At 37.0% G+C, this 22,977-nt stretch carries 19 protein-coding genes, 1 pseudogene and 1 riboswitch; of the genes and pseudogenes, 10 read left to right on the top strand and 10 right to left on the bottom strand.

The genetic code is table 11. The features are described from left to right. Positions 1 to 149: 149 nt before the first annotated feature. The 3 genes from E4O04_RS00920 to E4O04_RS00910 all read left to right on the top strand — a co-directional run bounded on the left by E4O04_RS00920 (position 150) and on the right by E4O04_RS00910 (position 2,074). Positions 150 to 395, top strand: a complete 246-nt coding sequence (locus E4O04_RS00920) for a hypothetical protein (RefSeq protein WP_253709096.1) — start codon at positions 150 to 152, stop codon at positions 393 to 395. Between the two features lie 124 nt (positions 396 to 519). Then, positions 520 to 738, top strand: coding sequence for a hypothetical protein (locus E4O04_RS00915; protein WP_253709093.1), 219 nt, complete (start codon positions 520 to 522; stop codon positions 736 to 738). A gap of 100 nt (positions 739 to 838) precedes the next feature. Beyond that, positions 839 to 2,074, top strand: a complete 1,236-nt coding sequence (locus tag E4O04_RS00910) for an FRG domain-containing protein (protein WP_253709091.1) — start codon at positions 839 to 841, stop codon at positions 2,072 to 2,074. A gap of 324 nt (positions 2,075 to 2,398) precedes the next feature. Here E4O04_RS00910 and E4O04_RS00905 read toward each other — a convergent pair whose 3' ends face one another. Beyond that, positions 2,399 to 3,253: an Rpn family recombination-promoting nuclease/putative transposase gene (locus E4O04_RS00905; protein WP_253709089.1), complete on the bottom strand. Its 855-nt coding sequence runs from the start codon at positions 3,251 to 3,253 to the stop codon at positions 2,399 to 2,401. A gap of 129 nt (positions 3,254 to 3,382) precedes the next feature. Beyond that, on the bottom strand, positions 3,383 to 5,110 hold the full coding sequence (locus E4O04_RS14100) for a KHG/KDPG aldolase/sugar kinase fusion protein (protein ID WP_305880130.1): 1,728 nt from the start codon (positions 5,108 to 5,110) through the stop codon (positions 3,383 to 3,385). 188 nt (positions 5,111 to 5,298) lie between these two features. Between E4O04_RS14100 and E4O04_RS00890 the strand changes: the two genes are divergently transcribed. The 3 genes from E4O04_RS00890 to E4O04_RS00880 are packed head-to-tail and all read left to right on the top strand — an operon-like array spanning position 5,299 to position 10,965. Then, positions 5,299 to 7,170, top strand: coding sequence for an adenylate/guanylate cyclase domain-containing protein (locus tag E4O04_RS00890; RefSeq protein ID WP_253709087.1), 1,872 nt, complete (start codon positions 5,299 to 5,301; stop codon positions 7,168 to 7,170). Next, a complete protein-coding gene (locus tag E4O04_RS00885; RefSeq protein ID WP_253709085.1) occupies positions 7,167 to 9,245 on the top strand; it encodes an adenylate/guanylate cyclase domain-containing protein in 2,079 nt (692 codons plus the stop codon). Before E4O04_RS00890 ends, E4O04_RS00885 begins: the two co-directional genes overlap by 4 nt. Before the next feature lie 22 nt (positions 9,246 to 9,267). Further along, positions 9,268 to 10,965, top strand: coding sequence for an FAD-dependent oxidoreductase (locus E4O04_RS00880; protein WP_253709083.1), 1,698 nt, complete (start codon positions 9,268 to 9,270; stop codon positions 10,963 to 10,965). Between the two features lie 62 nt (positions 10,966 to 11,027). Here the strand turns inward: E4O04_RS00880 and E4O04_RS00875 are convergent, their stop codons facing one another. The 3 genes from E4O04_RS00875 to E4O04_RS00865 are packed head-to-tail and all read right to left on the bottom strand — an operon-like array spanning position 11,028 to position 14,030. Further along, positions 11,028 to 12,335, bottom strand: coding sequence for a YhjD/YihY/BrkB family envelope integrity protein (locus E4O04_RS00875; RefSeq protein ID WP_253709080.1), 1,308 nt, complete (start codon positions 12,333 to 12,335; stop codon positions 11,028 to 11,030). A gap of 11 nt (positions 12,336 to 12,346) precedes the next feature. Further along, the gene (locus E4O04_RS00870) at positions 12,347 to 12,952 is read right to left on the bottom strand and encodes a response regulator (RefSeq protein WP_253686316.1); all 606 of its coding nucleotides are present in this window, start codon (positions 12,950 to 12,952) and stop codon (positions 12,347 to 12,349) included. Continuing rightward, positions 12,933 to 14,030, bottom strand: coding sequence for a sensor histidine kinase (locus E4O04_RS00865; RefSeq protein WP_253709077.1), 1,098 nt, complete (start codon positions 14,028 to 14,030; stop codon positions 12,933 to 12,935). The genes E4O04_RS00870 and E4O04_RS00865 overlap by 20 nt, the downstream gene beginning before the upstream one ends. A gap of 125 nt (positions 14,031 to 14,155) precedes the next feature. Between E4O04_RS00865 and E4O04_RS00860 the strand changes: the two genes are divergently transcribed. The 3 genes from E4O04_RS00860 to E4O04_RS00850 are packed head-to-tail and all read left to right on the top strand — an operon-like array spanning position 14,156 to position 16,646. Then, positions 14,156 to 15,364 (top strand): M20 metallopeptidase family protein, encoded by a 1,209-nt coding sequence (locus E4O04_RS00860; protein ID WP_253686320.1) that lies wholly within the window; start codon positions 14,156 to 14,158, stop codon positions 15,362 to 15,364. After that, a complete protein-coding gene (locus E4O04_RS00855) occupies positions 15,361 to 16,185 on the top strand; it encodes a DUF3100 domain-containing protein (RefSeq protein WP_253686322.1) in 825 nt (274 codons plus the stop codon). The genes E4O04_RS00860 and E4O04_RS00855 overlap by 4 nt, the downstream gene beginning before the upstream one ends. A gap of 14 nt (positions 16,186 to 16,199) precedes the next feature. Then, positions 16,200 to 16,646 carry a DUF340 domain-containing protein gene (locus E4O04_RS00850; RefSeq protein ID WP_253686324.1) on the top strand — a complete coding sequence of 149 codons (447 nt, stop codon included), beginning with the start codon at positions 16,200 to 16,202 and terminating at the stop codon, positions 16,644 to 16,646. A gap of 62 nt (positions 16,647 to 16,708) precedes the next feature. On the opposite strand, the gene E4O04_RS00845 is transcribed toward E4O04_RS00850, so the two are convergent. From E4O04_RS00845 to E4O04_RS00835, 3 genes are all read right to left on the bottom strand, one after another. Further along, positions 16,709 to 17,341 (bottom strand): ABC transporter ATP-binding protein, encoded by a 633-nt coding sequence (locus E4O04_RS00845; RefSeq protein ID WP_253709074.1) that lies wholly within the window; start codon positions 17,339 to 17,341, stop codon positions 16,709 to 16,711. Positions 17,342 to 17,351: 10 nt separating this feature from the next. Further along, complete coding sequence (locus E4O04_RS00840) at positions 17,352 to 19,034, bottom strand: ABC transporter permease (protein WP_253709071.1); 1,683 nt, start codon at positions 19,032 to 19,034, stop codon at positions 17,352 to 17,354. Continuing rightward, the gene (locus E4O04_RS00835; protein ID WP_253709069.1) at positions 19,018 to 20,028 is read right to left on the bottom strand and encodes a thiamine ABC transporter substrate-binding protein; all 1,011 of its coding nucleotides are present in this window, start codon (positions 20,026 to 20,028) and stop codon (positions 19,018 to 19,020) included. Before E4O04_RS00835 ends, E4O04_RS00840 begins: the two co-directional genes overlap by 17 nt. Continuing rightward, positions 20,016 to 20,132: riboswitch (TPP riboswitch) on the bottom strand. It overlaps the preceding gene by 13 nt. A 121-nt stretch (positions 20,133 to 20,253) precedes the next feature. Between E4O04_RS00835 and E4O04_RS00830 the strand changes: the two genes are divergently transcribed. Continuing rightward, a complete protein-coding gene (locus tag E4O04_RS00830; protein WP_371922250.1) occupies positions 20,254 to 21,456 on the top strand; it encodes a DDE-type integrase/transposase/recombinase in 1,203 nt (400 codons plus the stop codon). A 120-nt stretch (positions 21,457 to 21,576) separates the two neighbouring features. Here E4O04_RS00830 and E4O04_RS00825 read toward each other — a convergent pair. After that, a pseudogene (locus E4O04_RS00825) lies at positions 21,577 to 21,783 on the bottom strand (hypothetical protein); the annotation flags it as partial. A 291-nt stretch (positions 21,784 to 22,074) separates the two neighbouring features. Continuing rightward, positions 22,075 to 22,944, bottom strand: a complete 870-nt coding sequence (locus E4O04_RS00820) for a leucine-rich repeat domain-containing protein (protein WP_253709067.1) — start codon at positions 22,942 to 22,944, stop codon at positions 22,075 to 22,077. Positions 22,945 to 22,977 lie beyond the last annotated feature (33 nt).

Below are 22,977 nucleotides of genomic sequence, written 5' to 3'. Positions count from 1 at the left end.
TAAGGACTTGAAAAAGATGAATTTTTGGGATAGGATTTGGATAGGGCTAATGGTATGTTAGATTCACATTGCATGGGTGAAAGAAAATTATGTTGTGCTAGGTTTAATCTGCGATAGATGTAGATTAAAGAGATTTTATAAAGAAGGATATGACGATGAGCAATAAAAAATGCGAACTTATAGACATCGCAAATGGAGGGGCAAGTTTTATACTTGATGCATCAAAATATACAAAATACGATCTTGTGGATATAGCAAAAGCTATTCAAGAAGGCTGTACACTTCAATTATTTAGTTGTAATTCAAAGACAAAATATGAACTCATAGATATTGTAAAAGCTGCTCCCCGAAAAGTGATTCTTCAATACGATGATACAGTAAAATTAAAAAATTGAAATAATGAATAATGTGTCTGACAAAATACTAGTTTAACAATATTTTTTTATATAGTTATATATTATATTTTATGTAGTAACATGGTAATAATAAAGTATTCAATATATTTATTAGGAGGTTTTTATGACTGTTTCAGATTTGAAAATTATTGCAAGTAATGGTGGAGGTATGATTTTGGATGCACAATCAATTAGTGCATCAGATCTAAAAATCATATGTTCGAATGCAAGTGCAAAACAGGCGACTGTGATTATAAAAAATTCTAGTGCACTTAGCTCATCTGATATAAAGATTATGGCTTCTAATTCTAAAGGATATGCTATATTTGATTTTTGTAATTGAATCAGAAAGCTAACACCCGCTTCAACCTGAATTGCGAACAAGCCGCAAATCCGGGTTAAGCGAATGTTGGATGGACGCCTACGGCAATTTAGAGGAAAAAATGAATGATTTTATAAAAATATATGATGAAATATTCAAAGAAAATGGATATGTTCATATACATGCAGATGATTTAAGAATTTCAAATCGAATTACTTTCGCTTTGCAAAAATATAATGAAACTTGTTTAAGAAAAGAACGTATAACAAAGAAAATGTCTTTTCATGAAAAGTATGAAAAATTAAAAAAAGAAAATAAAACTTCACCCATATATAATGAATTGCTTTCACTATTTTCTTTTAAACTGGAATGTGAAAATCATTCTCCACGAATCAAAGAAAATGAAATAAATAAAAAAAGAGATTTTATAGAAAGAATTATTCGAGCTGAAAATAAAAATGCTGATATTCGAGTTATATATAACGATATAATTTATGATGCAAAAACAGTTTGTATTGAAAAAATTGAATCAGTAAATCAATTTTCAACAAAACTTTTAAAGAAAGAATTGTTATCAAAAATATATTATCGTGGTCAACAAAATATTAATTGGCCAGTTAAACCAAGTATTTTTAGAGGCAACTGGATAAATCATGAAAAAGAATTTGTAGAAGAAATGCTTATTAATAATCCACAGGATTTTGATAATGCAACTACGACATTGGAAAAACTAACAAAAATGCAACATTATAATGCACCAACAAGATTGTTGGATTTAACAAGAAATCCATATATAGCCTTATATTTTGCTTGTGAGAAAGTAAAAAATTCTGATAAAAAGAATTATGGTGAAATTATTTTTTTTACAACACTTGATGGTAGTGTAGAAAAATATTTCGATAGCGATGCTGTTACAATAGTATCAAATCTTGCAATGATGCCTAGTGATTTTTGTGTGGGTGATGAGAGTTTGCCTATTGAAGAATTCAACAAGCAAGAGGATATTTCTTATTTATTACATCAGATAAAATATGAAAAGAATAATTTTTTAGATATAATAAACCATGAAGATTTGCATAAATGTTTTATCGTTCATGTTAAGCTTGATAATAAACGTATTATAAATCAACAAGGATTGTTTTTGTTGGTCGGTATGGGCATAGAAAAAAATAAGCCGGCAGATATAAATAAATATATATATAATAAAGGTTCAAAAAAACTAATTTTTGTAATCCCTGATAAGGTAAAATCTGAAATTCTTTCACAATTAAATATAATGAATATAAATAAGAAATTCATTTATCCAGAAATTGATGATGTAGCAGATTATTTGAAAAATGAAAAATTTTTATGTTAAAAACACCTAATACCGTGTTCAAAGCCGACAAAACCTCCGACTTTGCGGTTTAAAACAATGTTAGATGATCGTCGTTTATGTGGTACACAAAGCTGAAAGGCCGGAAGACATCGCAAAAAAATTATTGTATCGGCGATGTCTTTATGTCTTCATTTTATAGTTTTATTGTACATCATATTCCTGAAAAACGAGATGACTTTTATTTAAATATACAAAAGCCCACAAAAACACTTTCTATCGGTTAGGGACAGATAAACCCTTTTTAGAAATATTATTAAAAAGTAACAGATGAAGAGAATGTCTGACTTTGTACTTCGCCCTTTGTTACAGTTTTTCTATTTCTTGAATGCTGAGGCCTGTTCCTTCTGCTATTTTAGCAATATCAATACCAAGCCGCTTAAAGGCTGCAGCAGTTTCAAGCTTATTTTGGTAAGCACCTTGTGCTACACCTTCGCGATAACCCTCACTTATACATGAGGCCCTGTCGTTTTCATATTTCATGCGGGAGTCATAGAGCCATTTTTCTTTCGGGCTCATTTCCATTACTATAATTTTATCATTTGCTTTTGCCATTACTTTAGAAGTTTCTGCCAGCATCTTTCTTACCTCCGGATTATCAGTTTCGATAAATTTAAGCCAGTTTAATAAGCGTTTTGTTTTATTATCCTTACACTGACCTTCTTTTAACAGCCTTGCCTTTTCAAGGTTTAATATATGTATCTCAAGTTTTGAAACTAAAGGCTCTTTTGTGTCTTGTTCAAGAATAACGTACTTATTATGCAAACGCTTATTTTTATTAAAGCCTTCCCCTATTAAGTTTATTGTAATACACTTTGGAAGTTTTGTATAGTCTTGGCCTTGTTTTACACCTTCATTATACATCTTAGACCAATAATACAAGGTTCTTTCAGGGAAATCAAAGTGCCATCTGTTTTGAATCTCAATATCAACAAAAGTCCCATCTTTTAGTCTTAGTTTTATATCCAAAACTCCTAACTTTTCACTTAAGAGTTCCTTATGAAACTCCTTATCCAGAAGTTCCAGCCCTGAGATGGTTTCAGGGGGAATGTCTAATATACATTCCAGTAAGTCCTGAAGTACATCCTTGTTTTCTTCCACTCCGAATACACGCTTAAAGGCATAGTCGTTACGGAGGGTTATTTTAAACGGTTGTGTCATATCAACCTCCATAAAAATTATTTAAAAAGAGAAAATTTCTCCCCTTTCATAATTATTGTATGAAGAGCTTGCAATGGATAGTAAAATTGAAAAAAGAATTTATATTTTTTTGATAGATAATGGTTGCCCTTACCGCTGTACCCGGCCCGAGGCATCTCCTTCTGCAAGGGTTAAAACTTCATCGAATGAAACCTGATTAAAGTCGCCGTTTATGGAGTGCTTTAGACAGGAGGCTGCCGAGGCAAAGTCTATTTGGGCTTGAGGTGAAAAGCCTTTTAGTTCGGCACAGATTAGGGCTGCAGCAAAGCTGTCGCCGCCTCCCAATCGGTCGACTACCTGCATTGTATATTTTTTGCTGAAATAGGCTTTACCTTCGGTGTAGAGCATTGCAGACCAGTTGTTTTCGCTTGCTGATGTTGATTCCCTCAAGGTTATTCCTACCTTTTTAAAGCCGAAAGTTTTACACAGTTCTGAAGCAACTTCCTCATAGCCATTTTCGTTCAGCTTGCCCGAATTTACATCAGTATTTTTTGAGGTGATTCCGAAAACTTTCTCAGCGTCTTCTTCATTTGAAATACAGATATCGACAAACTCGCAGATACGGCTCATTGTTTTTTTTGCTTCCTCGGTGCTCCACAGTTTTTTGCGGTAATTTAGGTCGCATGAAACGGTAATTCCCATTGTTCTTGCCATCTTGCAGGCTTCAAGGCAAATTTCGGCGGCGTTTTTGCTTAAGGCAGGGGTGATCCCCGTAAAATGGAACCATGAGGCTCCTTTGAAAATCTCTTTCCAGTTAAAGTCATTCGGTGAGGCTTCGGCAATTGCAGAATTGGCCCTGTCGTATATTACTTTGGATGCCCGCTGAGAGGCTCCTTTTTCCAAAAAATAGATACCTACTCGGTTTCCTCCGCGGATTATGCCTGAAACATCTACACCGTACCGGCGTAAGGAGTTTACTGCTGCCTGACCGATTTCGTGGGAGGGGAGTTTTGTTATGTATGAGGACTCCATTCCGAAGTTGGCTAAAGAAACGGCAACATTAGCTTCCGCCCCTCCGAAGACCAAGTCTAAGGTGTCGGCTTGAACAAAGCGGTTGAATCCTGTAGGGGATAGGCGTAGCATTATTTCACCCATTGTTACAACCCTCGGTGTTTTATTTGAAGATAGATGCTGTGCAGTCTTTGATGTTTTTGAATCGGAAGATGAGGCTGTTTTTTTAGGATTACGGGCTTCTTTTACCTTTTTTAAGGCAAGAACCGATTCTTCTTCTATTTTTTTAAAATTACCTGATTCTATAAGCTCTTTTGAAACCATCCAGCTTCCGCCACAAGCAATAACCTTAGAGAAGGCTGCATATTCTGCAATATTTTGGGCGTTTATTCCGCCTGTCGGCATGAATTTTATGTTCGGATAGGGGGCTGAAAGAGCCTTTACAAATTTTAAGCCTCCGGCAGCCTCAGCCGGGAAGAATTTTACGGTATTAAGGCCGAAACTCATGGCTTGTTCTATTTCTCCGGCTGTGGAAACTCCCGGGATTACCGGATATCCTGATTTGACGCAGTGTTCTACAACCTTGGGGTTTAATCCGGGGCTTACGATGAACTTGGCTCCCGCAGCAATAGCCTTGTCGGCTTGTTCGGGCGATAAGACCGTCCCTGCTCCTACAAGAAAATCGGGAAAGTTTTTTGAAAAAATTTGAATAGCTTTTTCGGCTGCTTCCGTTCTAAATGTGATTTCGGCACAAAGAAGACCGGCATTAGATAGCGATTTCCCCAACTGGAGAGCATCTTTTTCATCTTCTAAAACTATGACCGGCACAATCCCTATTTTTTCGATTTGCTGCAATATTTTATTCATAAAGCCCCCTATGAATTTTATATACAGTATTCTACCACAAATCTTCCGATTTGTCACTAAAATAGATGTTGACAAATAATTAGTTCACCTATTGACAATATCCGATATTATTGTATCATCTTAACAATATCTATAACAATTATGGATATTTTTGTTGTATGAAAGATTCTTACTTATGGAGTAAGTATGTGAAAAAGTTTACTCTAATTTTTATCTGTGCTTTATTTTTATCGTCATGCATAAAGCCTGCCGAGCCTCTTTTAGATACTGTTGTAAAGGGGGTATTTGATGCTGAAAATATTGCTGTAGGCGATATACAAGTCCTTGAAGGGGAGTGGATTTTTATTCCAAATAAATTTGTAGACCCTCTGGAAGATTTCGGTAAATATAGCCGTTATGAAAATATAAATACATCTTGGCATAAGTATGGAGACGGGCTGTCTGTTTACGGATATGGAACCTATGCCTTAAAAATAAAAAACCTTTCTTCAAACGGTGTATATGCAATAAAAACGGCAACGGTTTCTTCAGCCTTTATTGCATACCTTGAAGGTAAGGAAATTTATAGAAGCGGTGTTGTAGGTAATTCCCGCAAATTTGAAACCTTTAATTGGGATGCTCCGTTTATTACCCTTCCGACCTTTGGAAAGGAAGATGTAACATTAGTTTTTCATGTGTCTAATTTTAGTGATAATAAGGCCGGATTTTTAAAGCCCATAGAATTCGGTTTTTACTCTACCCTTTTAAATGCAAAAAATGCAAGCGTTTTAACTCTTACTATATTGGCCGGTATACTTTTGTTGGCTGCTGCATTTTTTATTTCTCTTTCTATTTTTTATCCTAAAGAAAAACAATCCCTTTATTTCGGTTTGTTGGCCGCTAATTTTTGTTTAAGGATTTGCTGCTATGATGAATTTTTACTTACAACAATAATACCCGGTATCAGCGGAGAAGCTCTTTTTAAAATAGGCTATATAACACTTTCATTGGGGATTATTTTTGTATCATTTTTTATACATAACCTTTTTAGCAAAATAAAAAGCAGATATTGGGTTGTTATGCTTTTTCCCGGAATATTGTACATTATCATAAATATTTTTGCGCCCATGAGAGTTTCTGCTATCCTTCTTCAGCCGGCTCAAATATATGTTCTATTGTTTGCCGCATATAATATAATAGTCGTCATCAGGTCTGCTTTAAAAAAAGATACATCGGCTATTCTTTTTTTGACGGGATTTTCAATTTTTTTAATTTTAGGCATAAGGGATATTTTAATTGCAAATAGGATTATACAGGGCTTTTTTCTATCACATATAGGAGTTTTAGTCTTGTTGATTCCGATGGCTATTGTTGTTTTGAATAATTTTAGGGACAGCTCTAATAGGGTTATCGGAATTACGAAGCAGATAGAAGCTACAAACGAAGCTCTTGCAAAATTTGTTCCTAACGAATTTATGAGCTTTTTAAGAAAAAAACACGTTGATATTAAGTTGGGGGATAATATTTTAAAAGACATGTATATAGCCTTTATTCATTTAGGTGTTTATACAGGCTTGGAAACCGAAAAAGAAAGGTTGAGTCTTCTTAGAATTTATAATGATACTCTTGCAAATATCAATCCTATTATTCAGGCCCATAACGGATTTATTGACAAATACTTGACTGAAGGTTTAATGGTTCTTTTTTATGGTTCGGCAGATGATGTTATAAAGTGTATGCTTGAAATTAAATCTATAGTTCAGTTTGAAAATATGGACAGAGAAATAAGTAAATTGCCTAAAATAGATCTTGCTGTAGGTATTCATTATGGAAGGCTTATGCTTGGTACTATTGGAGAAGAAGAAAGAATGGACAGCACCGTTATATCCGATGTTGTTAATGTTGCTTCCAGACTTCATTTTTATGCTCTAAAAAAAGGAGTAAATATTTTTATCAGTGAAGTTGTCAAAAAAAATGTAATTAATCTGCCTCTAAATGAAGTAAAATTTGAATATAACGGCTTGGTAAGATTTAGAGGAAAGGATGAGCCGGTTAGAATATATGAGGTAAAAAAATTATGACAGCCGAAAAGAAAAGGTTATTTTTAGGTTCTATCCCTTTTTGTTTTTTATTTATTCTTTTGTATTTAACTAATTTGTTTAAACCTATTTATGAACAAAAAATTATAGATTTGGAAGTAAAAAAAGGTAAGGTAAATATTCCCGCTAAGACTTTATCAGATTCTTCTCTTTTTTCTTTAAGCGGAGATTTATATTATACACCTAATCAGTTTTATTCATTAAAAAATAGTTCTGAAGAGGTTTATGTTAAGGTGCCGGGTGATTTTTTAAGTAAGGATTTAGGGAATGTGTTTGGTTACGGATCTTACGGTTTAGAATTATATGGTATGGATCCGGGGACCATTTATGCAATTCATGTTCCCCATATTTTTAGCAGCTGCAGTATTGTAATAAATGGAATAGATCTTGAAAGTCAAGGACAACCCGGTATAGATCGGGAAACGGAAAGTCCGGGAACCAGATCTTCTCAAATAGCTTTTAGACCGTTAAAAGACGGAACTGCCAATATAGTTATTAATGTTTCCAATTTTTTTAACAATAAAGGTTATATTTCGGCCCCGATTATTTTGGGGGAGGCAGCTCAAATAGGGACAATGTTTAGAGAAGACTTGATTTTTTATGGTATGATATTTGCCGTAACTTTTTCGGTTGCCTTATTTTTCTTTATGCTTTCATTTTTTCATAAAAATTCCTCCTTTGTAATTTGGTTTGCTTTGACATCTATGGTGCTGGCCTTACGCGGGATTTTCTTTTATCCTCATATTTTTGTTATTTTATTTCCTAATACTCCATGGTTATTTAATTTTATTATGAGGTATGTTACTGTTCCTCTGCCTATAATTTTATTTACGGTCTTTATAAGTACGGCTTTAAAATTGCGGTATAAAATTCCTTATATAATTATATTATCAGTATCGGTTTTATATGCGGTTTCAACTATAGTTCTTCCTCCTGAGGTTTCAACATTTTTATTGGTTTACTACCAAATTTTTGCTTTGTTTTGTGTAAGTTATATTATCATCATCGCAATAATAGGTCTGAAAAAAAAGAAAGAATTTTCCGTGTGGATATTTATTGCGACATCCGTATTATTTTTATTCGGTGTTTATGACCTATTGGTTTCTTTAGGTATTATACCGGGAGAATTTTTTATTCAGATAGGAACGGTTTTTGCAGTTATTATATTGTCGATAATGGTGTTGGATGACTATTCCGCTTCGATAAAGAAAATAGAAGACCTAAGTGTAGAAATGAAGCTTATAAACAGGTCTCTTATTCGGTTTGTGCCGGATCAAATTGTAGAACTTTTGAATAAAAAGTCCATAACTGATGTTAAACTGGGAGATAGTGTTGAGCTTACAATGCCCATACTTTCAATAGATATTCGCTCCTTTACTCACACTTCAGAAAAACTTGCTCCCAATCAAGTTTTTGAATTATTGAATGAGTATTTTGCATTGGTAGCTCCCATTGTTCGTAAATACAATGGTGTAATAACGAAGTACTTGGGAGACGGCTTTTTTGCTTTGTTTCCTGATGGTGCAAATGCCGCTCTTTTATGCGGAATAGCTATACAAAAGGCTATTCGAAATAACAGCATTGCAGCTCCTAACTCTTCCCCCATCAAAATAGGTATAGGAATTGATATGGGCGATATTCTTTTAGGCACTATAGGGAATTCAACACGAATGGATAGTATTATTATTTCCAATTCCTATCACGTCGCAGAGGTCTTGCAGGAATCTACGAAAAAGTATTCTTCCTGTATTATTATTTCCGATAGAATTTATGAGGCTCTTAATGATATTTCCGAGCATTATATCAGGCCCATACAAAGGGTTAAAAATTCATCGAACAAGGAAACTTTTTTGTATGAGGTTTATGATTGCGATGATGACCTTATTCGAGATTTAAAATACAGCACTCAGTCCTATATGGAAAGTGCTTTAAAGGCTTTATCGAATGAAGGACTTGAATCTGCCGCTAAATACTTTGATAAGGTTTTAGGTATATTCCCAAACGATTCTGTTGCTCTGTATTATAAAAAAATATTTGAAAAGATAAGTACGCGATAAAATTTATTTTAAGGAGTAGTTTATGGCAAAGAAAGTTGTAATTGTAGGAGGCGTAGCAGGCGGCGCTTCCGTTGCAGCAAGGGTTAGACGCTTGGATGAAGATGCTGAAGTCATTATGTTTGAAAAGGGGCCTAATGTCTCTTTTTCAAATTGTGCCTTACCTTTTTTCTTGAGCAGGATTGTTCCTGAAAGCGAAAATCTTGTTTTGATGACGCCTGAAAAATTTAAAAAGCAATATAATATTATTGCAAAGACCTCGCATGAGGTTCTCTCGGTTGATCCGTCAAAAAAGACCGTAAAGGTAAAAGATTTAAATGCCGGAAAAGAATTTGAAGAGCCTTATGATGTGTTGGTGCTTTCACCGGGGGCGGCCCCTGTTGTTCCGCGGGCTATACTTGGGTATGATAAGCCCCATGTCTTTACTGTAAGGAATGTTGTGGATATCAAAAAACTTGATGATTATGTTACCGCTAACAATGTAAAGGACATAGCCGTTATCGGTGCAGGTTTTATCGGCATTGAGGTTGCAGAAAATTTTAAGCTTGCAGGTAAAAACGTTTCTCTTGTAGAAAAGCTTCCTCAAGTTATGGCTCCCTTCGATTATGATATGGCCCAGATTCTTCATAAAGAAATACATGATAAGGGCCTAAACCTTGTTTTAGGTGACGGCATAAAAGAAATAGGAGACAGCTTCATTGTTCTTGAAAGCGGTAAAAAGCTTGATGCCGGTGTTGTAGTTATGTCTTTGGGGGTTCGTCCCGAAGTTTCCTTGGCTCAAAGTGCAGGAATAAAGCTCGGAGACTCCGGGGCTATCTTGGTTGATCATAACTACCGCACCAGTGTAGAGGATATTTATGCCGTAGGAGATGCTATTGAAGTAAATCACTTTATAACAAATAAAAAGACAAGGCTCACTCTTGCCGGTCCTGCTCAAAGACAGGCTAGGGCTGCAGCAGATGATATGTACGGCATTCCTCATCGAAATACCGGAGTTATCGGATCTGCCGTTATTCAGTGCTTTGATTATAATGCCGCATGTACCGGTCTTAATGAAAGAGAGTGTCAGGCTCAGGGAATTAACTATGATTGTTCTTATGTTATTCCGGGAGACAAGGTTGGCCTCATGCCTGATGCAAATCCCCTCTTCTTTAAGCTGATCTTTGCTAAGCCTTCGGGAAAGATTTTAGGTGCACAGGCTATCGGTAAGGGAAATGTAGATAAGCGTATAGATGTTATAGCTTCGTTTATAATGTTAGGCGGAACCTTGGAGGATCTAAAAGAACTGGAGCTTTGTTATTCGCCTATGTTCGGTACGGCAAAAGATGTTGTAAACTATGCAGCTCTTGTAGGTTTAAACATTTTAAACGGTGTGTATAAGCAGGTTCCCGTTACAATGGTGCGAGAGCTTGTCGAGTCAAATGCCTTTATTGTTGATGTGCGAGAGCCTAAGGAGTTTGATGCAGGTCATCTTGTAAATGCCGTAAATATTCCTTTAAGTCAGCTGCGTGAAAGAATGAATGAGATTCCGAAAGATAGGCCCGTATATGTACATTGCCGCTCCGGTCAAAGAAGTTATAATGCTCTTTGTGCTTTGAAAGGGAAGGGCTATAAAAATATAGTAAACATTATGGGTTCATTCTTAGGCATCAGTGTTTACGAATATTTTAATGATGTTAGTCAAAATAGAAAGCCGATAGTGACTAAATATAATTTTAAATAGGAAAAGATTGAAAAAATATTTAAAACCGCTTTAGATTTTTCTAAAGCGTTTTTTATAAAATTTTAATTTGAATCCATTAATGATTCGGCTAAAATTTTTAAGGCCTGCCGTGATACGTTTCCATCAATTGAAATTGCTTCTAAAAAAAGATTTTCGGGAACAACAGCCAAAAGGCAGTCGGTTAAGGCAACGGCTGTCCCTGTTCTTTTTCCGTTTAAAAGGCAGGCGAATTCTCCAAACAGCTCTCCCTTTTCCAAGTCCAAAATCTTGTTTGATGTTGTAACTCTTACCGAGCCTTCTATTATGTAATAGATTTCGCTTGACTCATCTTCGTAATTGAATATTACCTCGCCGGCTTTTACTTCGATGGCTTTTTTTCTATATTCTTTTGGAGGTTCTATAAAAAGGTGCCTTAAAAGCTGATTAAAAAATCCGGGAGCGTCTTCTTTAGGCAATCTGTAAAGCTGTGAAATAATAAAGCTGTTAAAAAACTGATTAACATACATAAACTGAGCAAAGAATACAAAGAATACAAAGAAAAACCAGACTTGAATTAAAACTAAGATGACATTTGTAAAGATTCCGTAAACGATTGTAAATTTTGCTGTAGATCTAAAAAGCATAAAAAATACTTTTATAAAGAAATAAGATAGGGTGCATCCTAAGGCAGAGGTCCAAGCATTTTTAAAAGACGGTTTTACAGGAGGCATAACATAATAAATTAAGCAGGTAAATAGCTGCATTAGTAAAAGGGGAATAAAAATAAATAAGTTTTTTAGCAAAAAAGCAATATTGTTGGAAAAAACGGATTGGACTATATTTGTTCTAAAAACTGCAGAGGCTGTAATTAAAAGGATAAATAAAAGTACTAAAAAAATAACTACAATTACTTCTCCCAAAATAACCGTTAGGCTTGTTTTTATGGCTGCTTTTTTTGTTTTTTTGCGGTATATCTTTCTTATGCTGTGCTGTATTGTTGCAAAAAAACGTCTTGCCATCCAAAGAATAAAAACGGTAACAATAAAATCAAAAACCGAAAATGTATTTATATTCAAAAGCAAAGAAAAAAAACGGTCTATGTTTACCGTGTTTTCAAAAATAGAAAGGGAGCGGATAGCGCTTTTTACCTGCTCCGGAGTTTGTTTTAAAACTCTTAGTAATATTGTTAATGTTAAAATAAAAAGCGGCAAGGCCGACATTAAAAAATTATAGGCTCCTGCTGAGGCAGTTGTTAGAAGATCATTATTTGCAAAGCTTACAATCGTAATATATATTTTTTGATTAAAGTCATAGAGGCCTTTTTTTTGCTCTTGAACAACTCTTGCGTACCAAGCTAAAAATTTTTGACTACCGGTTGTTTCTCTTTTCAATTGGAGCCCTCCTATCTTGTGTAATAATACACGACTAATTGAGTCCTGTCTCGTAAATTTAATTTTTCCAATATTGAAGAAACATAATTGCGTACAGTTCCTTCGCTTAAACTAAGCCGATTCGATATTTCTTTATTATTAAGGCCGTCTGCAACCAATTCTAAAATATCCGTTTCTCTATCGTTTAAATCTTCTTTAAATTGAGAGCGGGCCGGTTTTGTTTGCGGGATTTTTGATATTATTTCGGAATCGAATACAATGCTCCCTGCACCGACAGCATTTAATGCAGGTATAAGGGAATCTATATTTTGTTTTAATATATATCCCTTACATCCGAAGTTAATAGCCTTTGTAATATATTCTTCATCATTAAAGGTTGTAAGCAGTAATATTTTTGCATCCTTATGTTCAGCTAAAATTTTTTCACTTGCTTCTATGCCTGTCATATTTTCCATTCTTATATCCATTAAAAGAATGTCCGGTCTGTGCTCGTTAAATAAAAATACCGCCTCACTTCCGCTTGAGCCTGTTGCAATAATATCGAAGCCGTTGGCTTTTAATATTGTTTTTAAAGAGGAAACAACAAGGCAATCATCATCAACTATTATTATCTTCATTATGTTTATCCTTTTTTATTTTCGGAAAAGTAATATGGGTTTTAAATCCGTTTTCGGAATAAAAATTAACCGTACCCCTATGTTTTTCTACAAGGTCTTTTATAACTTTTAATCCTATTCCGTAATTAACAGGTTTACCTAAAGAGCCCGATCCATTATCTTTAAGCACAAGGGAATAAAATGCAATGTGTTCCAATAAGCTGATTTTGAATTCGCTTGCTCCGCTGTGCTTAATAGTATTTGAAAGGCTTTCTTTTACTATTGAAAAAATATCGTATTTTAATTCGTAAGGTATGGAATCCGCCTTATATGTTAATTGTATTTTAGGTTTTTTTGTGTTTTCAGCAAGCCCTTCCAAACCTGTTTGTAAGTTAAAAGAATCATTGTGCATATTATGGAGGCATTCTCTTATTTCACTCATTCCGTTTTCCAAAGCATTTTGTAAAATATTTAAGTTGTCTTTTACTTCTTGCTGGTTTGATATGTACTTTAAGGCATTTACCTGCAAAATACCGGCACTCAGTGTATGACCTATGGAGTTATGAAGACTGCCGGAAATTCTATTTCTTTCGGCTAGGATTAAAATTTCGGCATTTTTTAAAACGTCATTTTGTAGAATTCTTTCCCTTTTTTCTGCGTTTATTTTATTTTCCGCAAGCTTATCCTTAAGGTTTATTACTTCCGTGATTTTTGCAAGGTATTGTCTTTTAATTTCGGAATAAAAAAAGATTATAAGAGCAAAGATAAAAAATATTAAATCAAAATTTAAAAAAAGACATAAGATAGGCAGGTATCTCAAAAGTTTTTTTTGCGAACTTTCGCAGTTTTGATACTCTTCTAAATTTATAGTCATAAGTATGGGAGAAAAAAACACAAGGTTCTTATCGAAAGCTGCTATTGAAAAAACAAATAGTAATAAAACAATGAATTTGATTTGCTTGTTCTTAACCATATTATCCCAAAGACCTATAGAGAAAAAAATGATAAAATAGGGAATGGCAATAAAAGAGCTTGTTTTTATAAATAAAAAAAGAGAACAAAAAAGACTTATCAAAAAAAATTCTAAAAATAAAAGCATATAAATTTTTGTCTACATCAAGGATTAATATTATGAGTATAATCTAAAGTCTTTAAAAAATCAATAAATAGTATTGACAGAATAAAAAAGTAGTGAGATAATATTTGATTATAGGGAGGTTTAAGTTGAATAAATATGATATAGTTAGCTTGGTTAAACAAAAAGAAGCTAAGATTATTCAAATCAGGCGTGATTTGCATCAGATTCCTGAGCTGCAATTATCCTTGCCTAAGACTGTAAGTTATGTTTGTAAACAGCTTGATGAGCTGCAAATACCATATTATAAGCTTGTTGACGGCAATGCTATTGTTGCAACTATTGAAGGAAAAGAAAAGGGTAAATGTATTGCAATAAGAGCAGATATGGATGCCCTGCCCATAAAAGAAAATACGGGTTTAAGTTTTGCATCAAAGCATGAGGGGTGTATGCATGCTTGCGGGCATGACAGTCATACGGCTATGGCTCTCGGCGCCTGTATGGTGTTAAAGGAGCTTTCATCGGAATTTAAGGGCTGCGTTAAAATTTTATTTCAGCCCGGGGAGGAGTATCCCGGAGGTGCTCTCCCTATGATAGAAGAAGGATGTTTGGAAAATCCAAAGGTTGATGCTCTCATAGGGCTTCATGCCGGTTACATTTACCCCGGTGTTGAAAAGGGAAAAATAGGTATCTGTCCGGGTGCTTTTTTTGCTTCAATGGACCGTTTTCAAATTACGGTAAGAGGCAAGGGTGCTCATGGTGCATATCCCCACATGTCTGTGGATCCTATTCCGATAGCTTGCGAAATAGTTTCTGCTCTACAAAAGATTATAAGCCGGGAGCTTGCCCCTACGTCAAATGCTTTAATTTCGGTTTGTCAAATACATAGCGGTACGACTCAAAATATAATTCCCGATGAGGTTTTTATGGAAGGAACTGTACGTGCTACAGATGAAGATGTGCGAAAGTTTATGGCAAAGCGAATTGATGAAATTGCTTCAGGCATAGCAAAGTCATATAGGGCAGAGGCGGAAACCGTTTATGACTTTAAATATCCCGTCTTAATGAACGATAAGGCTTTTACGGAATTCTTTGCTGAAAATACAAAAGAAATTTTTGGGGAAGATTGTATCCATGAAATTTCAATTCCTACAATGGGCGGAGAAGATGTTGCTTTTTTCCTTCAAAAAGTTCCCGGTACTTTTTTTGTTTTATCTAATCCCATTATACATGATGGAGGGAAAATTTATCCTCACCACTCGGATAGATTTGACATTGATGAAAGCCTATTCTATAAGGGTACTTCAGCGGTGCTGGCTACCGTTTTAAAATATTTAGACTTAGGAGGTTTAAAATGAAGAATATACGATTACACCTGACAGTTCTTGTTTTGGTTGTTATTTCGGAATTCATCGGAAAGTTTGCATTTAAGGTTGGGATAGGAACGATAGTTCTTTTGCCGATGCTTTATGCTTTAATTCTCGGTATTTTAACAACATTAAAAAAAGTTAAAATCTCCGGAGACAAAGAGATTAAAGACGCAGGAAGTCTTATAAGTATTACTCTTATGCTTTTGATGGCAAAGTATGGAACAACAATAGGTCCCAGTATTTGGAATATCTTAAAAGCAAGTCCTGCTCTTATTTTGCAGGAATTCGGAAACCTAGGAACCGTTATCTTGGGTGTTCCTATTGCAGTATTGCTCGGTCTTAAACGGGAAGCTATAGGCGGTGCTCATTCAATTTCACGAGAGCCTAATGTTGCTATTGTTGCAGAAAGATATGGTCTAAATTCTCCTGAAGGTGAAGGGGTATTAGGAGTTTATCTTGTAGGGACTGTTTTTGGCACCATATTTATAGGTCTTATGGCAAGTATTTTGGCTTCAGCAACATTCTTACATCCCTATGCTCTTGCTATGGCATCAGGAGTAGGTTCTGCATCTATGATGACAGCCTCAGTAGGTTCTCTTATAGAGTTATTCCCCGATATGGCAGAAAATATCAAGGCCTTTGGAGCAGCAAGTAATTTGCTTTCGGGATTAGACGGCGTTTATATGTCAATTTTCCTTGCTCTGCCCTTCTCGGAATGGCTATTTAAAAAATGCTATAAGATGAAATATCATGAGGCCGCTCCTCTTCCATCAGTTCCGACTGAAGTTAGCGCCGGCAGTTCAAATTAAGGAGGCTTTTGTATATGAAATTTAAGAATGCATTAATTGTTTTACTTATAACGGCTCTTATTTCTTTGGTAGGTAACTTCGTAGGTCCTAAAATCAATCCGATTACAGCCCTGCCCGGTATGTTGATTCTTGTAGGTATCGCTGCTGCCGGTATAGGCTTATCAAAAATAATTCCCGGAAAAATACCTGCTGTAGCATATATTGTTACCATTGCTGCTATTCTGACTATTCCCGGTGTTCCTTTTTCAAAGGAAGTATATGAGTATACTGCAAAGGTAAACTTTCTAGCTCTTTGTACACCGATTTTAGCCTATGCCGGTATCTATACCGGTAAAAACTTAAGTTCTCTTAAAAATACCGGTTGGAGAATCTTTGTTTTGGCTGTTGCCGTTATGTTAGGTACTTATATCTTCTCAGCTTTAATTGCTCATTTTATCTTAAAGATTATCGGACAGATATAACAGGTATAATTAAAATATTTGGTGCTCCAATTCGATAGAGTTGGAGCATTTTTTATTACTTTCTACCCCATGTAAAGAACCTCATCGGCAAGGGCGGCTGCCTCATCCTTGTCGTGGGTAACATAGACGGCGGTGTATCCCAAACTCTCCTGCTTTGCCCGCAGCTCCTTGCGTAAGTGCAGACGGAGATCTGCATCGAGGGCCGAGAGGGGTTCATCAAAGAGGATGAGGGAGGGGCTCACTGCAAGACTGCGAGCAAGGGAAACCCTCTGCTTTTCTCCGCCCGAAAGAAGATCGGTTTTGCGCTTTTGTAAGGCTTCTAAATGAAAAAGCTCGACAAGGGGGGCTATTGTTTTGCGGGCTTCCTTTTTGGACATACCTTTAGAAACCAGCCCATAGAAGATATTTTCTTCAACATTGAGATGAGGGAAGAGGGCGTAATCCTGAAAGACCATTCCGATTCCGCGTTTGCCGGGAGGAGTGTGATTGATATTTTTTCCGTCCAAAATGATTTCTCCCGAATCCGGAGGGACAAGACCTGCGATTATTTTTAAAACCGTTGTTTTGCCGCAGCCCGAAGGCCCGAGGAGGGCAAGAGCTTTTCCTTTTTTTAATTCAAAGGAAATGGAAATATCTTTTTCGGTAAAATGTTTTTTTATGTTTTTAAGCTGTAAAAATGCTTTTTCGTTTTCCATCGGTTTCTCCTTAAATTTCTTTTTCCTGTAAAAAGAAAACAAAGCCGGTTATAAGGCTTAAGACGACTGCAACCGCAGAAGATTCTACAAAGCGGTATGAAGAAGCATAATCGAAGATCAGCAGGGCAAGGTTATTAAACCGCGGTATGTTTAAAACTATTGGCAAGGAAGCATCGCCTGCACTTATGGCAAAGACAAAGGCCAAGGCGGAAAAAATGCCCTTCTTGCATAGAGGCACTATCACCTTAAAAAAAGCCGTTTTTTTGTCCGGCGAAAGCAAGACTGCCGCATTGATAATATTTTGAGGAATGCGTAAAAGCGAGGTCTGTATTTGAGTCCACGCAAAGGGCCATGCAAGTGAGCTTTGTGCAAAGATTAAAATGAGCTCCGTTCCGTTGGGTTTTAACAAGAGCCAGCCGAAGCCCAGCATTACCGATGAAACTGCCAAGGGCAGATAGGGAACCGCGTATATTTTTCTCCGGTTATAAAAGACGGTTATGTATGCAAAGAATAAAGAAGCTATGAGGCTTACAAGGGCTGTAAGAATGCCGATTTTGATGCTTGTCCAAAGAGCCGTCCAAAAAGTTCGGGATAAAAAAATATTTTTCCATGCCTTAAAATAAAAGAATTTATTAAAGATAGAAGTATAATTTACATTATATGTAGAATGTAAAAAGATAGAAAACAAGGGTGCTATTAAAAAAAGAATAATTATAAAAATCGTAAAGCTAAAAAAAACTTTTTGTCCAAAGCCTTTTATTGAGGTGCGCTCCCTTATTCCCTTTAGGTTTTCGTTTTGTACTCTCATCTTTTTTTGCAGGTTAGAATAGATGAGGATTAAAATTAAGGCCGCAGATATTTCGGTGAGGGCTATCTTTGCGGCAAGGTTCATATCCAATTTTGTGCGGGCTGCCTTGTAAAGTTCTACCTCTAAGGTGGTAAGGGCAAGGCCTCCGAAAAGCAGGATTATTATAAAACTAAAAAAGCAAAAAAGGAAGATCAACAAAAAGGAAACGGCTATAGAATTTAAAAGAGCCGGAAAGGTTATGGTTTTAAAGATTCTAAATTTACTTGCCCCTAAAAGGAGGGCAGCATTAGGTTCATCTTCGCTTAAGCGTTCCCAAACTTGAGAGATTGTTTTCATCGCAAGGGGAAAGTTGTAAAAGCCGTGGATTATAATTACTCCCGTCATCGAAAACACAAAATTGACAGGCGGTTCGTCTTGGTTTAATAAGCTCTTTAAAAAAGAATTTAGGATTCCGTTATTCCCAAAAAAAATTATAAAGGAAAGGGCAACTATTATTGCAGGTACGCAGAGGGGGACGCTCGACAGGGCCATTAAAAATTTTCTACCCCGAAAGTTTTTTCTTGCACAAAAATAAGCGGCAGCAAAGCCTACCGCACAGGCAAGAGCTGCGGAAAAAAAGGCCTGAGAAACCGTAAAGGCTGCAATCCTAAAAATTTGCAAAAAATCAAAAGAGCTTTTTACTCCCGTAATATGCGAAAAGTCAAAGCGTGAAGAAAATAAGGGAACAAAGCTTAAAATCAGCGGAAGAAAAAAAGAAAGCAGAACAAGAAAAAAGATAAGGCCGCCGAGCGGTAAAACAAGACAGCCTGCCTTTGATAGGCCGCTCGGCCGAGAAATTCGCTCATGTCGAGTATCTCGGCCTTGTTTTTTATTTTTGTAAAACATTGATTACGGCATTTACCGATTCGGTTTGATCTTCTGAAGGAATACGCAAAACTTTTGCAGGTTTGGGAACATCCTTATAAGAAGCAGGAAGGGCAAGCCCCTTGATAACGGGATACATAAACTGCGTTTCGGGAAGGAGGCTTTGAGCTTCTTCCGTCAGCATAAAGTCTATAAATTCCTTTGCTCCTTTAGTATTGGCTGCATTGGCGGCAATACCCATACCTTCAATCTGAATAATATGCCCTTCTTCAAAAATCAATGGTTGAAATCGGTTTGTTTTGTCATATAGAACATGGGAGGCTAGGCTGCTTGTGTAAGAGATGGCTATGGGAGCTTCTCCGGCTGTAAAATATCCGTAGCCCGTACTCCACTTGGGGGCCATGGCAAAGATGTTCGGTTTGAGGGCCTTCCAAAAGTCAAGATACTTATCGCCAAAAACAGCCTTTGTCCAAGCGGCCAAGCCCAGTCCTGTTGTACTGGAACTCGGATCCAAAATAACAATCTTTTTTGCATAAGCCGAATCGGTCAATTCTTTTAAGGACGAGGGCTTTTTGATTTTAGCTTTTGTATCGAACATAAAGGCAAAATAGCCGTAGTCAAAGGGGGTTAAAAGCCAGTCATCGGCAATAAGAACAGCTGAATCTATCTTGTCTGAGGCCGTAGGTTTGTAGGCTTTTAAGAGTTTTGCTTTGCGAGCCTTTTCGATAAGGTGGTTATCTATACCGATGAGGACATCCGCTGTAGAAGCCTTGCCTTCTAGTATAACCCTGTTCAAAACGCCTTCTTTGCAGATAACGTATTCAACTTCCTTGCCCGTTTTTGCCTTAAAGAGCTCGGCAATTTTCGGTCCGGGGCCGTAGTCGGCAGCAAAGGATTTTGTTGTGTAAACTACAACCTTTGTTCCGTCAGATTCTTTTGCACCGCCTGCAAAAAGAGCGGCACAACCGATAATTAAAAAAGAGAAAATTAAAATAGAGCGTAAATGATTTTTCATATGCTCCCTCCGCCGGTATTATCCGGATCAGGTAATAGGGCATCCGTGCGGACAGCCCTTTGCGGGTATGTTCTCAGCTTGTAAAAGCACCCCGGCAATATGAGTTTAGCATAAGGAAAATAAAAATTCAATAGGCCGCATTGCCTCACGTTAAATCTAACCGAAAAAAAAGCTGTTCATCACGTAAAAATCTAACTTAAAATAGAAGCCCTAAGGAAGGGCAAAATGAGGTTAGATATGAAAATGAGAAAGAAGCTGACTGAGGAAATAGTGAAACGGTACTGCACTGCGTGCAAGAAACAAAAGACGAAAATCCTCGATGAGTTTGTCGCAACAACCAAATACAACCGAAAGTATGCAATTCACATTCTGAAAAACAGTGCATACATAAAAATAACGCATTTTAACAACGTCGCCAAAAAGAGTGTGAATGTTATTAAAAAGACACGAAAAAAGCGAACCTATGAAAAATACTACGGTCAAGACGTACAAGAGCAAGTCATCCGGCTATGGATTTTTTCGATGTACCTATGTTCAAAACGGCTCGTGCCTTTTATACGTGATAATATCGATTACTTTGCTCAAAAGTTCGGTTATGATGAACAACTTAAAGCAAAACTTGCTCGCATATCAAGCGCAACGGTCGGTAGGATTCTCAAGCCTGAAATTCCAAAACATTCTATCCGAGGTATTTCAACAACACGGCCTTCAAAGAATCTTAATAAGCTCATTCCAATCCGCACCTTTTTCGACTGGGATGAACGCAAACCGGGCTTTTTTGAGGTTGACACTGTCGCAAACTGTGGTATAAGTACTAAAGGACAGTATATTTGCACACTTACCCTTACTGATGTTCATTCAGGTTGGACGGAAAATAGAGCCCTTTTAAACAAAGCTCACCGATGGGTAAAAGAAGCGATAGAGGATGTGAAAATAAACTTACCGTTTCAGATGAAAGGTATTGATAGCGACAACGGAAGCGAGTTTAAGAATATGCAGCTTTTGCAATGGTGCAACACGAATAATGTTATCTTTACTCGAAGCCGATCGTATAAAAAGAATGATAATTGTTTTGTTGAACAGAAAAATGACAGTGTGGTAAGACGCATTGTCGGCTACTATCGATTTGAGGGAGAGGAGACACGAAGCGTTATGGCTGACCTTTATGAGCAATATAACATGCTTGTAAACTTCTTTTTTCCTTCAATGAAGATTATTTCAAAGCACAGGGTAGACGCAAAGGTCATAAAGAAATATGATGAAGCTAAGACACCGTATCGTAGGCTTATGGAGAGTTCTGATATAAGCGATGCTGAAAAAGATGAACTGCGACGTAGGAAGGACAGACTAGATTTACAACAGCTGATTGATAAAACACAAGAGCTACAGAGCAAACTTATTTCAATGGCTCACAGCTGGTCTACATAACTACGGTTAGATTTTTACTTGAGTAACGCATATCATTTGGGTTAGATTTTTACATGAGGAAATACGTAGGCGGACGGTTTAATTTTTGCCGCGAGGGACAAGGATAAACCTAATTACCAATTAGCTAATCGATTCCACTTCTTCTTGAGTTAGGCCGGTCGCTTGCATTATCTTTTTTACGGAATCCCCAAGCTGTTTTAAAATCCGAGCCGTTTCAAGAGCTTTTTGGTATGCTCCATCGGAAAAGCCTTGTTATATGCCAATCCTTAGGCTTTCTTCTCTCTGTACTGCGATGTCCGTATCATAATCATATTCTGCTAATAACACTATTGATTACCGCCTCAGGATGGCGGTGGTTCCGGTATTACGATATGTCCCAATCCAGTAGGACATGCTATAAAAACGCATGGGCTTATGTGCCCATGTTGTGTGGGGCTATGCACCCACGATTTACGGGCTTATGCACCCATGACTTACGGGTTTGTGCACCCATATTGTCGGTTACTTGAGCCATGTAATCGTCCGGCGCAGGTGTGAGTAGGTTCTCATAACAGTATTTTAGCATAAAAATCTCCTTAGTTTTAATTTGTAATTCATAATTATCAAGTACCCATTACCTTAAATGTCTGAATCGAATCCGCTTGCATTTCTTTTCAATAGCCTCCAGTTCTTGCTCTTTGCACCTTCAAAGGCTGCTTTCAGTTCGGGCGGAGCGGTGAAATTTTCACAGTTGCCTTCTCCTGTCCACCCAAAATAAAAAAGAGTAGCTTTTGCACCATCGCCTGCATCCCGAGCCGGCAATGCCTTTAATAGCTCTGTCATCGCTTGGGCTTTAATTTGATTTCCGTCGCACACAAGCTCTTTCAAAGCGTTTAAGCCCTGCACGTTAAGAGCGGGCAGCTTGTTTTTGGAGCAGTCCAGCCTTTCCAAAGCGGTTAGGGCCTGCACGTTAAGAGCGGTGAGTTTATTCCGGCCGCACTTCAGCTCTTTCAAAGCGGTTAGGCCCTGCACGTTAAGGGCGGTGAGTTCATTCCAGCCGCACTTCAGCTTTTTCAAAGCGGTTAGGCCCTGCACGTTAAGGGCGGGCAGCTGATTACTTTCGCAGTCCAGCCTTTCCAAAGCGGTTAGGCCCTGCACGTTAAGAGCGGTCAGCTTGTTTTTGGAGCAGTAAAGCTCGGTGATTTTGCCTTTGAGGATGACCCTTGTCCCCTTTGCGTGTAACTCTGTTTCCTCATCGCTTTTGAGTCTTGTCTCAGTGCAGCCGTCTACTTGGATAGCAGAACCGTCAGACGTCTTCGCCTTGACCTTGATGTTAAGCATGTCAGAGCTCAAGGTAAGCACGGCTTGATTAGGCATTGGTGTAGGCGTTGGCTTTCCGCCTCCTTCGCCCGCTGCATTCGGGCAGCCCGTCATTCCAAATAGCGCAATAAGCGCCAAAACTGCGGCTGTGATGAGCGCCGCCCCTCTTTTTTTGTGTAGGTTTGTCATATAACCCTCCTCTTAAATGATTTTGTGTACAAA

The sequence above is a fragment of the Treponema sp. OMZ 799 genome, from assembly GCF_024181365.1.
In the GTDB taxonomy this organism is placed as follows: domain Bacteria; phylum Spirochaetota; class Spirochaetia; order Treponematales; family Treponemataceae; genus Treponema_B.
This window is presented reverse-complemented; position numbering and strand designations above follow the sequence as displayed.

Bases quoted from the DNA above. Each gene is read 5' to 3' on its own strand.
- E4O04_RS00865 (WP_253709077.1), bottom strand. From the start codon at position 14,030: ATGCTTTTATTTTTAGAATTTTTTTTGATAAGTCTTTTTTGTTCTCTT.
- E4O04_RS14100 (WP_305880130.1), bottom strand. From the start codon at position 5,110: ATGAATAAAATATTGCAGCAAATCGAAAAAATAGGGATTGTGCCGGTC.
- E4O04_RS00820 (WP_253709067.1), bottom strand. From the start codon at position 22,944: ATGACAAACCTACACAAAAAAAGAGGGGCGGCGCTCATCACAGCCGCA.
- E4O04_RS00915 (WP_253709093.1), top strand. From the start codon at position 520: ATGACTGTTTCAGATTTGAAAATTATTGCAAGTAATGGTGGAGGTATG.
- E4O04_RS00885 (WP_253709085.1), top strand. From the start codon at position 7,167: ATGACAGCCGAAAAGAAAAGGTTATTTTTAGGTTCTATCCCTTTTTGT.
- E4O04_RS00855 (WP_253686322.1), top strand. From the start codon at position 15,361: ATGAAGAATATACGATTACACCTGACAGTTCTTGTTTTGGTTGTTATT.
- E4O04_RS00840 (WP_253709071.1), bottom strand. From the start codon at position 19,034: ATGTTTTACAAAAATAAAAAACAAGGCCGAGATACTCGACATGAGCGA.
- E4O04_RS00845 (WP_253709074.1), bottom strand. From the start codon at position 17,341: ATGGAAAACGAAAAAGCATTTTTACAGCTTAAAAACATAAAAAAACAT.
- E4O04_RS00850 (WP_253686324.1), top strand. From the start codon at position 16,200: ATGAAATTTAAGAATGCATTAATTGTTTTACTTATAACGGCTCTTATT.
- E4O04_RS00835 (WP_253709069.1), bottom strand. From the start codon at position 20,028: ATGAAAAATCATTTACGCTCTATTTTAATTTTCTCTTTTTTAATTATC.
- E4O04_RS00830 (WP_371922250.1), top strand. From the start codon at position 20,254: ATGAGGTTAGATATGAAAATGAGAAAGAAGCTGACTGAGGAAATAGTG.
- E4O04_RS00880 (WP_253709083.1), top strand. From the start codon at position 9,268: ATGGCAAAGAAAGTTGTAATTGTAGGAGGCGTAGCAGGCGGCGCTTCC.
- E4O04_RS00910 (WP_253709091.1), top strand. From the start codon at position 839: ATGAATGATTTTATAAAAATATATGATGAAATATTCAAAGAAAATGGA.
- E4O04_RS00920 (WP_253709096.1), top strand. From the start codon at position 150: ATGACGATGAGCAATAAAAAATGCGAACTTATAGACATCGCAAATGGA.
- E4O04_RS00870 (WP_253686316.1), bottom strand. From the start codon at position 12,952: ATGAAGATAATAATAGTTGATGATGATTGCCTTGTTGTTTCCTCTTTA.
- E4O04_RS00905 (WP_253709089.1), bottom strand. From the start codon at position 3,253: ATGACACAACCGTTTAAAATAACCCTCCGTAACGACTATGCCTTTAAG.